The sequence below is a fragment of the Sphingomonas zeicaulis genome, assembly GCF_050433225.1.
GTDB classification, from domain to species: Bacteria; Pseudomonadota; Alphaproteobacteria; order Sphingomonadales; family Sphingomonadaceae; genus Sphingomonas_D; species Sphingomonas_D zeicaulis.
The window spans coordinates 193,395-208,003 of record NZ_JBNPXQ010000006.1 but is presented as its reverse complement, the minus strand read 5'-3'; the positions used below and the strand labels follow the sequence as shown (position 1 = coordinate 208,003).

Below are 14,609 nucleotides of genomic sequence, written 5' to 3'. Positions count from 1 at the left end.
CCGATTAGGTGGATGGGAGGCGTTGGGCTTTGTGGCATCATCGCGCCATGCTGATCCAGACGAAGCTCGCTCCGCCGAACAGGTCGATAGATTTGCTGTGGCGCGCGACCTTGGTCGATCGGATCACCGGCACCGGCCAGCATCTGACCGTCGTCTCGGCGCCGGCCGGCTATGGCAAGACGACCCTCCTCAGCCAATGCCATGCTCAGTGGCGGCGGGAGGATGTCGCCGTTGCCTGGTACAGCGTCGACGAATCCAAGTTCGAGGCCGATCAGTTCTTCGCCTATCTGATGGCGGCTCTCCACCGCGCCGGCCTGCCGCTGCCCTATTCGCAAGAGGCGATCGAGGCGGGACTTCCGGGGCTGGCGGCGGAAGCCGCTGCTCGCGCGATCGTGCTTGCGCTGGAGGCGAGCGAGGAACCGGTGCGCCTCATCATCGACGATTATCACCGCATTGCATCGCAGGGGACGAACCGGTTTCTCGACTATGTGATCGAACGCATGCCGGCCCACGCGGCGATCATCATCGCGTTGCGTGGGCTGCCCGACATCGCCCTGTCCAGCCTGCGCGTCAGCGGACAATTGCTCCAACTGGAACAGAGCGATCTCCGTTTTTCGGACAGCGAAGCCCGGTCCTTCATCAGTGACCAGTCCGGAAAGGTCGATTGGGAGGAGCTGATCGATCGCACGCAGGGCTGGCCTGCCGCGCTGCAGCTTCTGCGGCTGTGGCTCGCGGGGCGTGACCAGGTCGACACGCTGGCGCACTTGACGCGCCGATCCAGCGACCTGGCAGACTATCTGGCCGAGCAGGTGGTTTCCGGCCTGTCTCCTGAGACCCAGCAATTCCTGCTGGAAACCTCCATCGCCCAGCGCATCTGCAAGGGGCTGGGCGATGCGATATCCGGCCGGACGGACAGCGCCCAGATGCTTGATCAGTTGCGGCGGCAGAACCTGCTGGTCGCGCCCCTGGACGAAGAAGGCGTCTGGTATCGTTTTCATCCGCTGCTGCGCGAGTTCCTTTACGATTCGCTGGCGCAGCGCGGGCAGGCCATGCTCGACGCGCTACACCTGCGGGCGGCGTCATGGCTGGCCGGCCAGAATCTGCTGCCCGAAGCACTCGCCCATGCAGCGCTGGTTTCGGACGCTGCCGCGGCGCTGGGGATCATCGAGGCCGCGGGCGGATGGCGGATGGCGATCCGCGGCGGGCTGGCGCTGCTGCGCCATCTCGACGACCTGGACCCGGCAGCTGCCGGCGATTTCCCGCGCGTCACCCTTGGCCAGGCATATTATGCTGCACAGCATGGGCGGCTGCTGGAAGCGCGTGCACTTCTCGATGGCCTCCTTGCCGCCCGACCGATCGTCGAGGTCGAGCGAACCGATCCGGCGCTTGCCTGCGAGATCCTCTGCAACGACCTTGTCACGCACATCTACGAGGATCGCAGCTTTCCGCCGGAATGCCTGCCGATCCTGGAGCGCCAGCTGGCCCATGAAGGGCATGATCCGACATTGCGCGTGTTGCTGCATCATCTGCTGTGCCTCGACAGCTTTGATCGGGGGGACGATCTATGGTGCCGGGTGCATGGCGAAAAGGCGTGCAAATTGGCGCGCTTACATCAACTGCCGCTGCTGGAGGTCTACGCCTATCAGTATCTCGGCCTGTCGCAGATGCGCACGGGCCGCAGGCGCGAAGCCGAACTCTATTTTCGGCGAAGTCTCGAACATGCGACCCGCCATTTCGGTGAAGGCAGTCCGCAGGTTGCGGTCGCGATCGCGTTACTGGCCTACACGCTTTACCTGTCCGGTGACCTGTCCACCGCCACCGACCTGCTGGAATCCGCGCTGCCGGTGATCGAGGCGACGGAAGGCTGGCACGAGGTTTTCGTAGCCGCCTATGCCACGCAGGCCTGGTTCGCGATGCGGACAGGCAATCTGGCGCAGGCCGAATATGTCATCCAGCGCGGGCACGAGACGTCCGAACGTCGCAACCTGCCACGGCTGCGCTACCAGTTGGAGCTGATGCGCGTCCGCATGTTGCTGAGCCTGGGACATAGCGACAGGGCTGCGCAGCTTCTGGCAGGGATGGTCGCGCCATCGGCGACCTTCCTGCGGCGCGACCGGCGCCTCTCCTGCGACCACCGCGTCGCGCTCCTGACCTGCGCCCTGCAATGCGGCACGGTGGACGCGACCCTGATGGCCTCTCTGGAGGAGGATGTTGCCGATGCCGGATCCATCGTCCTCGAGATCGAGATGCACATCCTTCGGGCGGCGGCGCATGCCGCCGGCGGTCGCCAGACCGAGGCGGCGCGAAGTCTCCGCCTTGCACTCGAGGCCGCGGAGAGCGAAGGGCTGATCGGCATCGTGTCGCAATTCGGGGCGCTGCTGCCGGCGATCCTCGAAGCCTGCGAGGAAGTCCTCCACCTTTTCGAACCGGCGCAGCGCACGGTCGTCGCGCGTCTCCGGCAGAACAGCCCGGCGGCGCGCAAGGGCGCCATCGCCATTCCGCCTTCCGCAAGTGATATCATCGTCACGCCCCGCGAAGTCGATGTGCTCCGCGCGCTGGCGGACGGCATGTCCAGCAAGGAGATGGCAAGGAGCCTCGGCGTGGCGGAAAGCACGATCAAGACGCACCGCATCAACATCTACCGCAAGCTCAATGTCGCGACGCGTTCCCGCGCGATCTCCGCCGCGCGTAACCTGCGCCTCATCTGACGCCTCCACCTTTTCTCCTGATATACGCCCATCGCCGCTCCTCCCTAGGTTCGGGTTCCGGCGACCGGATCAAAGTCCGGCGCGGCGAACGATGGGGGCATGCGAGATGAAATTCGGGACATCCTTGGCGAGCGGGCTGCTGGGTTCCGCCTGTCTTTATGCCGGCGCCGCCCAAGCGCAGGATATGGACGGCAATGCCATCATCGTGACCGCGCGCCAGCGTTCGGAAAGCCTACAGCAGGTACCCGATTCCGTTACCGCTTTTTCCGCGCAGGCGATCGAGGAAGCGGGCATCCGCAACATTGATGACGTCACCGCGCTGATCCCGAACCTGTCGCTGGTCGACGCGCAGGACGCCGGCACCGTTGCGATCAGCATCCGCGGCATCGGCCAGGTCCGTAATGGCGAGGCGCCGGTCGCGCTGGTCATCGACGGCGTGCAGATGACGTCGACGGACGTGATCAAACAGACGCTCTACGATCTCGAGCAGATCGAGGTGCTGAAGGGGCCGCAAGGCGCGCTTTACGGCCGCAATGCCATTGGCGGTGCGATCAACATCACGACGAAGCGCCCGACGAACGATCTGGAGGGGCGGATCGGCCTCGACTATGCCAATGGCGACGACCGACGCCTGTCCGGTTCGCTGAGCGGTGCGCTTGTGCCCGACCTGCTTCTGTTCCGCATCGCGGCGGACTATCGCAAGTTCGACGGCGTCTTCGACAATGTGACGCTAGACCGGAAGGTGGATTTCGTCGAGGATCTGAACCTGCGCGGGCGGCTGATCCTGACGCCGACCGATCGGCTGACCATCGACGTGCGCGGGGCCTATGGCGATCTGGATGGCGGCGCATCCTGGTATATCCCGCTGCCCGATGGCCAGCCCAACAACACCGACATCCCGATCCAGAACGACTTTCTTGGCCGGAGCCCGCGCAAGACGAAGGACGCATCGCTCAAGATCGACTATGCGTTCGAGCCTTTTACGCTGACCTCCGTCAGCGCCTATAACGACACCAGCATCGACCTCATCGAGGATCTGGAATGGACGCCCGCGTCCATCCTGGGCGCGCGGCAGCTGCGCGGCTATGAAAGCTTCAGCCAGGAAATCCGTCTCGCCTCCCCCTCGTCGCGGAAGCTGCGCTGGACCGCCGGTGCCTACCTTCTCGATGCAAGAAAGAGCATCGACACCACCATCCTGCTATCCCCCGACCCGACGGCGAGCGGGTTGCCGCCTTCGGCCTATATTCCGGCGCCGGTGGCGGGGGCGGACGAGGACATCCTCACGAAGGCCGCCTACGGCCAGATCAACTACAGCGCGACCGACGCGCTGGAACTGACCGCGGCGCTGCGTTACGACCATGACCGGCGCGAACAGACCAACCGGCTCATCCCCAGCCCTCGCCGTGAGGCCAGTTTTGACGAGTGGCAACCCAAGCTATCGATCAAATACAGCTTTTCGCCCGACGCCATGGTCTATGCGACGGCCGCCCGAGGGTTCCGCAGCGGAGGCTTCAACCCACCGACCGGCGTGTTCCCGGAAGTCTATCGGCCCGAAGTTGCCGACACGCTGGAAATCGGCACGAAGAACAGTCTCGTTGACCGCAAGCTGACCCTGAATGCCGCCGCCTTCTACATGCGTTACAAGGATCAGCAGGTTTTCGTGCTGAACGTCGCCGACCAGGGCATCGTGAACGTCGCCAAGACCGACATCTACGGCTTCGAACTGGAGGCGCAGGCGCGACCGATGCGCAACCTGCAACTGGGTGCATCGCTGGGTTTCATCGATACCAGGATAAAGGACTATAACGGCACGGCCCAGTTCCGCGGCAACAGCGTGCCGCTGACCTATCGCTGGTCCTATACTTTGTTCGCCCAGTATCGCGCGCCGATTGCCGACAGTCGCTCACTGATTGCCCGCGTCGACTATTCGGGACGCTCCGGAAATTACTGGCACATCGATAATGCCGACAGGCAGGATGCGGTTCATCTGGCCAATGCGCGGCTGACCTTCGATGCGAAGCAGTGGTCCATCGCGCTCTACGCGTCCAACATCTTCAAGGAACGCTACACCGAGGAATTCTTCGCCAGGGAGTTCTCCGCCGGTGCAACCGACATCCGCTACCCCGGCCAGCCGCGCCGCTACGGTGTCGTCGCCAGCTTCAATTTCTGAGGAATATCGTGATGTCGACACAGATCCGCGATCTCGAGGACATGTTCCATGGTCCGCGCGCAGCCATCGAACTGATCGATCGCCGCCGCCATGGCCGGGGCGTCACCTATGAGGGGCAGGATGACCGCTTCTCGCAGAACTGGTATCCGTTGTGCCGCTCCGGTGAGGTGGCGCCGGGCGCGGTGCTGGGACGCAACTTCCTGGACGGGCGCGTCGCCGTCTATCGCAGCGAGGATGGCGTCGCCAACGTCGTCAGCGCCTATTGCCCGCACAACGGCGCGGATCTTTCCATCGGCAAAGTGGCGGGCGACCGGCTGGTCTGCGCCTTCCATCACTGGGAATTCGACATGCGCGGCAGATGCGCCCGCACTGCCACCGACGACCGCGTCGTCGATGGAATGCGGGTGTTCCGCTATCCCGTGCAGGAGCGGTTCGGCCTGATCTGGGCGTTCAATGGAGAGGAGGCGCTGTACGACCTGCCAGATCTGGGCTTCCCGGACGAGGAACTGGCCTTCCACAGCGACATCCCGCATCTCGACCTGCTGGCCGATCCCTGGGTGTTCATGTGCAACACCACCGACTTCAATCATATCAACATCGTCCACGGCATCGACATCGCCGGCGATGCAACCAATGATATCCGCTGGCACCAATATGGCTATGAATATGATCTAAAGGGCCGGTTCCGCGAAACGGGAGCGGAGATCGAGTACAAGGTCGGCATCCACGGCACCAACATCTTCTACCAGATGGGCAGCGTAAACGGGCGCTGGTTCGCCTTCCTCTACCCCTGCGGCATCCACCGGCCCGGCACCCTGCGCAGCTATTTCGTGATCGCGACGCAAAAGTCCGACGGCACCCCGGAAGACGATCGTCGCGTCCAGGAAACGCTCGATTTCGCGCAGGCGCTGGAGATCGCTGTGGTCGATCAGGACGTCGAGATCCTCAACACGATCCGCTTCACGAGGGGCATGTTCACGCGCAGCGACAAGGCGCTGGGCCGCTTCGTGGATTATCTCAAGACCTTTCCGCGCGCCCATCCGGGCGCCGATTTTATCCGCTGAAGGAGAAGGCGATGCTGACGGTCGAAATCGCGCGCCGGATCGCGGCGCCTGCCCAGAGGGTGTGGCAGTTCACCGGGGATTTCGCCGGGGACACGCTGACGCGCGGCTACGTCGCCCGGGTCGAGGCGAGCGGGCGCGGGATCGGCGCGCTCCGCACCTACCATCTCGACCCCGCGATCGGCGGCGGGGCCGTGGTCGAGCGGCTGATCGAACACGACGAAGCCGAGCGGGTGATCGCCTATGACATGGTCGATTATGGCCCCCTCCCCTGGGCCGACTATGGCGGACGGATCAAGGTGACCCCCGCAGGGCCGGATGCCTGCATCTTCATCATCCGCACACACTTCTTCCCGCTGGACCCGGCGCGGGACGACGAACTGCGCGGTCTTTCGCGCGGCAATATCGAGAAGTACATCGCCAATCTGGAAGCTGCTGTCGGACTGTAACGCAGCATCGATCGGCGGTCTTGAATCGAGCCTTTCCTCGCACTTCAACGGGGTTCTATTGCGATGATCCCTCCTGATGGCTCAATTCCGTCATGAAGAACATCCAGATCATCGCCGGTGCTGCGAACGCCACTTTCAGCGTGTTTCAGGCGACAGACGAGGAGTTTGCTGCCGTCTTTCCGGATGGGCGCGACATCGAATTGATCGAAGACCTGATCGGCCGGCTTGGGGAAGATGTTGCAGGCGCTATGTTGGCGCCGATCTGGGGCCGCCCAATCCTGAAGCGCGCCGCGCTCGGCATCCACCGCACACTGTTCTACGACAATGAGCAAGGGCGAGGACCACATCCCGCCGTCAAAACGGAAGGTCGACTTGAACAGCGGATCGGTCAATCAAGCCCAACGAGACCTGTTCGCCAAGCATCGCTAATCTCTCCACGCCGCCTGGATTAGAGGCATCCGACTCTCGTCGAAAATCGTGGTCCCGCGCAAAACTGGCATCGATAGCCCCGGGCCCGAGCGAACTCTCAGCCTGAAAACACACCGATGCCATGCAAACGGATACAGCGGCCGCAAACATTTTGCAGTGCTGATCGTGTCGGGCGAGAACACTCGCAAACGAGCGCGAATCTCCCGACCGATCGCGAGTCGGCGATTCGCTGCATCAAGCAAATCACGCGGCGTCCCCTGCCCGCCAACCGTGCACCCGAGAAAATTCGCGGTGTCGGCTAAGAACATCCGAGGGTGTTTTCCGTACTCTTTCCGTACGGCAACCCGGGGCGCGAGGCCAAGTCATTGAAAAAAATTGGCGCACCCGAAGGGATTCGAACCCCTGGCCTCTGCCTTCGGAGGACAACTGATAATCCTGTAAGCCGCAGAAAACCGCGATTCTCTGCTTTCGAAGTCCGGAACGAGAAGTGAACAAAGCGGCTCGTTTTTCGGTTTACACCGGACCAACACCGGAGCTGCGATTTCCCCGCGAAATACCTTCCTTTTTGGCGGGCCAGAGCGGATTCTGCTAAGGACCATTACGACGCATCGTGCGGTCTCAGATCTGGCGGCCGAGTCGCGATCTTGAGGACGCCGCCTCCGCTGATACCGGATCAACTCGTACGCACTCTCGATATCGTGAAGACCAAAATGATGATTTATGAGCGCGCGGTGACCTTCCCCTCCGTTTCGACGGACCCGCTGAGTTAGCCGGTCATTCGCTGCGCGGCTTGCTCGGGTGTAAGATGCCCAACTGCTGAATGCATGCGGCCCGCGACGCGAATGGCCGATGAGGCCAGGGGCTGGACGCTGCCCCTGAGCGGCCATCATCGTGGCAGCGAGTGGCAGTTCGATTCGTATATGCATCTCTTCGTATATTCACAGTCCTTCGACGTTCATTGCCTCGGCCAATCCCGACGCGACACCCGCCAAAGGCCCTCTTTCCTCTTCAGCGCAGGTGCCGCCGCCCCCCCCCCGAGACAGTAGCGACCCGCCGCCGCACCGGCCGCCCCCTTCCGCGAAAATCCGACTCGGTACCACCATGTCGTGCGAAACGACCGCCGGCCTTCCCAATCCATGCGCAGCAGCTCAGTTCACGCCGCCGGCCCGAAATCGCACCCAAAGGCACGTGCCGCGATTGCCGCCGGCATTGGATATTCAAGAGAGCAAATTGCGCCGGGCCGTTTATTCGAATTCGGTTTACGGACATACCCTATCTGGCTGTGACGATCTCATCGACCTGAGCGATCGCGTCACAGACTGGCGCAGCGTGCTTCATGTCGCAGCCAATCCGGAATTGGGGCGGGATGAGCTATTGCCCTGCTCGCTCGTGGGTGGATGTATCCGATGCCAAAGGGCATAGAGTGCCGGCAGGAACACGAGCGTGAGGACGGTGCCCACCATCGTTCCGCCGATCAGCGTGATCGCCATCGATCCCCAGAACACCGAACTGACGAGCGGGACGAAGGCCAGCACCGCTGCCAAGGCGGTCAGGATCACCGGTCGCGAGCGTTGGACGGTCGCCTCGACGACGGCCGAGTAGGGGTCTAGTCCTGCCATCTCATTGTCGTGGATCTGGCCAATCAGGATCAGCGTATTGCGCATTAGGATGCCCGCCAACGCGATCAGGCCAAGGATGGCGTTGAATCCGAACGGCTGTCCCGTCACCAGCAGCGTCGGAACCACGCCGATCAGCCCAAGCGGAGCCGTCAGCAGCACGATCACCATGGCCGACAGGCTCCGCACCTGCAGAATGATGACGATCATCATGAGCACGATCATGATCGGGAAGATCGGTGCAAGCGCTTCGTTCGCCTTCCCCGCCTCCTCAATCGAGCCGGCCATGTCGATATGGTATCCGCTCGGCAGACCCTTGCTAATCGGCTGCAGCTTCTCGAGCATCGCAGTCGAGACGTCGGGCGGTTGAAGCCCGTCAGCGATGTCGCCGCGAACAGTGATCGTCGGGACGCGGTCACGGCGTTGCAGAATGGGGTCTTCCATCCGCACTTCGAGCTTGCCGACTTGGCTAACCGGCACGCGCTCACCATTTGCGCCGGTCAGCATATAGTCCCCGATACGGACGGGATCGAGCCTGTCGGTTCCGCCTGACCGGGCGACAACATCAACCGTGCGGATATCTTCGCGCGCCTCGCTGACGGTTGCGCCGGTCAACAGGAACTGCAACTGCTCAGCGACATCGCTGGAAGTGAGGCCGAGGGCGCGCAACCGATCCTGATCCAGAACGAACCGTAACGCGGGCGCGCGTTCGCCCCAATCGCTGTTGACCGTCCGCATCATCGGATCGTCCTGCATCACCTTCTGGACGCGTGCGGCGATGCCACGGACGGTATCGACGTCCGGTCCATTGACACGGAACGCAACTGGGAAGGGCGACGGCGGCCCGAACACCAGTTGGGTAGCGCGAACCCGCGCGGCGGGCGCAAGCCCGTCAGCAGCAGCCTGACGGAGGCGCAGCTTCAGGGCATCGCGGTCTTCCTCCTTGTCCGTGCGGACAATGATCTTTGCGAAGGATGGGTCAGGTAGTTCCGGCGCAAGCGACATATAGAAGCGGGGTGCGCCCTGGCCGACATAGGTCGTGACGATGGCCGACTCCGGCTGCTTGCGCAGCCAGCTCTCCACCTCGCGGGCGGCTTCGCTCGTGCGACCGATGGCCGTCCCCTTCGGCATCTGCACTTCGACCAGCAGTTCGGGCCGATCGGAGGTCGGGAAGAACTGCTTCTTCACCGGCCCCATGCCGACACCGGCGATCAGGAACGCGCCCAGCGTCGTCAGCGCGACCAGCTTCTTGCGGCGCACCGCCCAGGCGATGACGCCGCGGACCTTCTGATAGCGCGGTGTCTGATAGATTGCGGCATGACCGCCCTCCACGGGCTTGATAGCGGGCAGAAGTTTCACGCCCATGTACGGCGTGAAGATCACCGCGACGAACCAGGATGCGATCAGCGCAAACCCGACAACCCAGAAGATGTTACCGGCATATTCGCCGGCGCTCGATTGCGCGAAGCCGACCGGCATGAGGCCGATCACCGTGACCAGCGTGCCGGCAAGCATCGGGGCGGCGGTATGGCTCCAGGCATAGGCCGAAGCGCGGATGCGATCGTATCCTTCCTCCATCTTCACCACCATCATCTCGATCGCGATGATGGCATCATCGACCAACAGGCCGAGCGCGAGAATGAGCGCACCAAGCGTGATGCGATCGAGCACCCGGTCGGTCGCCCACATGATGACGAGGGTGACGGCCAGGGTCAGCGGCACCGCGGCGGCGACCACAATGCCCACCCGCCAGCCCAGGCTGAGGAGGCTCACGACCATGACGATCGCCAAGGCTTCGAGGAAGGTCTTCATGAACTGGTCGACGGCATCACGGATGTTCACCGACTGATCGGTGACGCTGCTCAGCGTCATGCCCAACGGCAGGTCCTCACGCACTTTGTCGATTTCAGCGTTCAGCGCCTTGCCGAGATCAAGACCGTTCCAACCCTCGCGCATGACGACGCTGAGCAGCAGCGCCGGTTCACCCTCGCTGCGGATCAGGAAAGACGCGGGATCCTCATATCCCCGCGCGACCGTGGCGATCTCCGATAGACGCAACGTATTGCCGTTCGCCACGATGGGCAGGTTACGGATTCTCGACAGGTCGTCGAACGCGCCATCGAGGCGAACGACGACCTGCTGTCCCTTGGTCTCGATCGAACCGGCGGGCGTGATGAGGTTCTGCCTGGCGAGCGCGTCAAAGATCGCGCGTGGTGCGATGCCGAGCGTGGCAAGGCGCTCTTCGGCAAATTCGATATAGATGCGCTCGGGCCGCTCGCCCAGGATCTTGATCTTGTTGACGCCGGGTATATGGAGCAACCGCTGACGCAGGCTTTCGGCTTCCCGTGCGAGATTACGCTGTGGTTCGCCTTGGGCCTTGAGCGCGTAAAGGGCGAAGGCGACGTCGCCATATTCGTCGTCGACGAATGGACCGACGACGCCGCGTGGCAACTTTGATGCCTCGTCCGAAAGCTTTTTACGCGCCTGGTAGAATTGCTCGGGCACATCCCTGGGCGGCGTCTTGTCGCGCAAGGTCAACGTCGTGAAGGCAAGCCCTGGCCGGGTGAAGGTTTCGCTGCGGTCATACCAGCGCAACTCCTGCAGTCGCTTTTCCAGCGGCTCGGCGACCTGATCCTGCATTTCCTGCGCTGTCGCGCCCGGCCACGCCGTGACCACGGTCAGATTCTTGATGGTGAAGCTGGGATCTTCGGCTCGACCAAGACTGAGAAACGCAAAAATTCCCGCAAGGATGATCATGATAAGGAAGAACAAGGTTACCGACCGCTCGCGAACCGCGAGCGCCGACAGGTTGAACCAGCTTGACCCTCCCGAGCTTTCCGGCGTGCCGCTCATCGGGCGGCCACCCGCACGGCCTGGCCGTCATGCAGCATATGCGCGCCCATCGCCACGAAGCGATCGCCGGCTGTCAAACCCGCGCTGATCGTCGCGGTTTCCTCGCCAAGCGCAACAATGCGCACCGGGCGCCATGTCACCTTGGGCGGCCCGTCCTTGCTGACGATCCAGACGCCGGGCCCCTTGCCCGCATCGCGGATCGAGCCGAGCGGCACCTGGGTCGCACCGGCGTCCCCCGGCAACGCCAGCGTGACGGTAACCGTTGACCCCAACGGCGCACGGGCAGCCTCGCCGGCCAGGACATAGCGCGCCTCGAAAGTCCGCGTCATGGTATTGGCGGCATCCGAAAGCTGGCGAAGCGTGGCGCTGCTCTGCGTTCCACCATAGGTGCGCGCTCGCGCGGCAGAGCCGACCGCGGGTCGCAGATCTTCGGGCAGCTGCACCAGCGCCTCGCGTGGCCCAGAGCGCGCGACCCGCACGACGGTCTGCCCCGCGCCCACGACCTGGCCCGGCTCGGCCAAGGTCTCGACAACGGTCCCGTCGGCATCCGCGACCAAGACACTGTAGCCGGCTTCGTTGCGTGAGACGCGCGCCTGCGCTTCAGCCGCCAAAAGCTGCGCACGGGCCGCGTCAGCGGCCGCCTTGGCCTGATCGTAGGACGAGGCCGACACGGCACCAGCCCCAACCAGATCCCGCAAGCGGCGCTCATCGGCCGCCGTCTGCTCAGCCCGCGCCCTCGCCGCCTCGACCGTGCCGAGCGTGGCGCGCATCGCCAGCGCAAGATCGGTCTGGTCGATGCGCATGAGAGGCTGTCCACGGCGGACGAAGTCACCGGCATTCACCAGACGTTCGATGACCTTGCCGCCGACCCGGAAGCCGAGATCACTTTGCACCCGCGCGGCGACGATCCCGGTGAATTCACGGTTCGCCGTGCTCTCCGTCAACGGCGTCAACACCCGCACCAGCGGCGGCTTCGTGCGCGGGTCAGCTTCAGTCTGCTCACACGCCGTCAGGAAGAGCGGCAAAGCGAGGGCGGCGCGCCCGATAGTGAAAGGCCGACTCGACACAGGGGAACCTCCAGCAAATTCGGAGGATCACATGTTTCCTTGTGACCAATTAGTCAACAGGTCACAATCGTAAGCGGGCTTCCGGCTTTTAGCCTCATGGCGCCAGGCTGCGGAGGATAAGGCCAGTGACCTCGGTCTGGGCGTCAGGCAGTAGGTCGAGATTTTGCTCGAGATGGAGCGGATGGATGAAAGGAGCCATCGCATAGAAGATTGCGCGGCAAGTCTCGTCGAGCGGGGTCTTGCGCTCGAACTCGCCGGCTTCGCGTCCGCTCCTGACGATCTCCTCAAGCATCGTCCTGAGCGTTTCCTTGTACCGGTTGGAGGAGCTCCATTGCTCGGTGGCCGAGTATTTGGTGATGTCGTAGATCTTGCGATCTTCAAAAAACAGTTCGACGCTCAGCGTGGTCAGGCTCCTGAACATCCGGCGCAATCTCTCGCTGGCGCTGCCGCCTTCATCGATCGCCGCTCGCGTCTCCGTGGCTATGCGTTCGAGGTAGGTTGTGCAGATCGCCTCGCCGATCGCCTGCTTCGATTCGAAGAACCGGTAGATGTACGCCTTGGAGAAGCCTATCTCACGCGCAAGGTCGGCCACCGTCGTCTTGCCATAGCCATAGCGCTTGAAACACTCGTTGGCCGCCTCGACAATCTGGTCCCGGACCGCGTGCTCGGCTGGACCGCGCAAAGACGCGGCGAGAGGAGTCTTGTTGTTCATATGGGAGATATAGCGTTGCCGCGATTGATTGACAAACTGTGACCATATAGATCATTGGTCACCGTGATCGTTAATCGAGTCGAACCGCCATGCGCTTCCAAACCGCGACGTCGTTGATGCTTCTTTCTATCCTGCCGAGCGGTTGCGCGGTCGGGCCGCGCTATGTGAATCCGGTCTCAGCCGCACCCGAGACTTTCCTGGCCGGTTCCTCCGTTGAGGCACGCTCCGCCAACGGACGGATCGCAGATCTCGTCGATTGGTGGCGCTCGTTCGATGACCCGCTGCTCACCAGCCTCGTCGAACGGGCGCTTGCCGAGAATCTCGATCTGCAGCAGGCGGTAGCGCGGGTATCCCAGGCGCGCGCCGCCCTCAAGGGCGCCGATGCGTCGCTGCTGCCATCGGGTCAGATCACCGGGCAAGCAGGTGAGGCATATCAGTCACTCGAAACCCCGATCGGGCGCATCGGCAGCGCCTTTCCGCAGTTTGAGCGCTCAACCGAACTCTATCAGATCGATCTCGGCGCAAGCTGGGAAGTCGACCTGTTTGGAGGACGTGATGCCGCCCGCGATGCGGCAAGGGCGGAGTGGCAGGCCTCGGCCGCAGGTGCGGTCGCCGCACGGCTTGCTGTCGCGGCACAGACCGCCGACACCTATGTGCTGATCCGGGCCCTTCAGGCGCGCGTCGCTATTGCGCGCGCCCAGATGGAAACCCAGCAAAGACTGGTCGATCTGACGGCGCTTCAGTATGAAAAGGGCGTGGCGGCGGAGTTGCAATTGCGTCAGGCCGAAGGAGCACTCGCGCAGGTTCGAGCGATCGTCCCTGCACTGCAAAATGAATGCGATATCGCGATGAACGCGCTCGATGTGCTGCTGGGCGTTCAGCCGGGCGCAACCCGATCGGAACTCGCAGTATCCTCGCCGATACCGCTTGCCCCCGCGGTATCGATGGCGGGCGGGCCTGCATCGCTCCTGCGACGCCGGCCCGACATCATCGCGGCGGAGCGCACCCTCGCGGCTTCCAATGCCCGGATCGGGGCGGCGGTGTCCGAATATTATCCAAAATTCTCGCTCAGCGGGCTTCTCGGCTCGGCCACAACGGCAGCGGGCGGCCTTCTTACGGGCAAGGCCACGCAAGCGAGCGGATTTCTCGGTCTTCGCTGGCGACTGTTTGATTTTGGCCGCGTCGATGCCGAGATCAAGGCCGCCAAGGGGCGCAATGCTGAAGCGCTGGCGGCTTATCGCCAAGCCGTGCTCCGGGCCTCGCAGGATGTCGAGGACGCCTTCTCCACGCTGGTCGAGCAGGAGGCGCGCGCCGCGGCGTTGGGACAGGGCGAGATATCCCTTGCCCGTGCCCAGCAGGCGTCGCTGGCCGCTTACAAGGGCGGCGCGGTCAGCCTGGTCGAAGTGCTCGATGCGGATCGCCGGCTCCTGGAAACCCGCGACGGTGCGGTACAGGCGCGCGCGGCGGCCGCTCGCGGCGCCATCGCCTCCTTCCGCGCGCTCGGCGGCGGCTGGTCGCCATCCACCTGAAGGTCGAAGGAAGAA

Annotated in this window: 9 protein-coding genes; 6 read left to right on the top strand and 3 right to left on the bottom strand. The window is 63.4% G+C overall.

All coding sequences use genetic code 11. From position 1 onward, the window contains the following. Nucleotides 1–47: 47 nt before the first annotated feature. The 5 genes from FHS96_RS19515 (at nt 48) to FHS96_RS19495 (ending at nt 6,840) form a co-directional block, all read left to right on the top strand. Complete coding sequence (locus tag FHS96_RS19515) at nt 48–2,708, top strand: winged helix-turn-helix domain-containing protein (RefSeq protein WP_429595516.1); 2,661 nt, start codon at nt 48–50, stop codon at nt 2,706–2,708. 106 nt (nt 2,709–2,814) lie between these two features. After that, entirely contained in the window at nt 2,815–4,878 is a 2,064-nt protein-coding gene (locus FHS96_RS19510) for a TonB-dependent receptor (protein ID WP_429595513.1), read from the top strand. An 11-nt stretch (nt 4,879–4,889) separates the two neighbouring features. Beyond that, nucleotides 4,890–5,942 (top strand): Rieske 2Fe-2S domain-containing protein, encoded by a 1,053-nt coding sequence (locus FHS96_RS19505; RefSeq protein WP_429595510.1) that lies wholly within the window; start codon nt 4,890–4,892, stop codon nt 5,940–5,942. An 11-nt stretch (nt 5,943–5,953) separates the two neighbouring features. Beyond that, nucleotides 5,954–6,388, top strand: a complete 435-nt coding sequence (locus FHS96_RS19500) for an SRPBCC family protein (RefSeq protein ID WP_429595508.1) — start codon at nt 5,954–5,956, stop codon at nt 6,386–6,388. Nucleotides 6,389–6,480: 92 nt separating this feature from the next. After that, a complete protein-coding gene (locus FHS96_RS19495) occupies nt 6,481–6,840 on the top strand; it encodes a hypothetical protein (protein WP_429595505.1) in 360 nt (119 codons plus the stop codon). A 1,311-nt stretch (nt 6,841–8,151) separates the two neighbouring features. On the opposite strand, the gene FHS96_RS19490 is transcribed toward FHS96_RS19495, so the two are convergent. The 3 genes from FHS96_RS19490 to FHS96_RS19480 all read right to left on the bottom strand — a co-directional run bounded on the left by FHS96_RS19490 (nt 8,152) and on the right by FHS96_RS19480 (nt 13,065). Next, a complete protein-coding gene (locus tag FHS96_RS19490) occupies nt 8,152–11,286 on the bottom strand; it encodes an efflux RND transporter permease subunit (RefSeq protein ID WP_429595503.1) in 3,135 nt (1,044 codons plus the stop codon). Next, the gene (locus FHS96_RS19485) at nt 11,283–12,311 is read right to left on the bottom strand and encodes an efflux RND transporter periplasmic adaptor subunit (RefSeq protein WP_429595500.1); all 1,029 of its coding nucleotides are present in this window, start codon (nt 12,309–12,311) and stop codon (nt 11,283–11,285) included. The genes FHS96_RS19490 and FHS96_RS19485 overlap by 4 nt, the downstream gene beginning before the upstream one ends. Nucleotides 12,312–12,447: 136 nt before the next feature. Continuing rightward, complete coding sequence (locus FHS96_RS19480; protein ID WP_429595497.1) at nt 12,448–13,065, bottom strand: TetR/AcrR family transcriptional regulator; 618 nt, start codon at nt 13,063–13,065, stop codon at nt 12,448–12,450. Between the two features lie 116 nt (nt 13,066–13,181). Between FHS96_RS19480 and FHS96_RS19475 the strand changes: the two genes are divergently transcribed. After that, complete coding sequence (locus FHS96_RS19475) at nt 13,182–14,594, top strand: efflux transporter outer membrane subunit (RefSeq protein ID WP_429595494.1); 1,413 nt, start codon at nt 13,182–13,184, stop codon at nt 14,592–14,594. Nucleotides 14,595–14,609 lie beyond the last annotated feature (15 nt).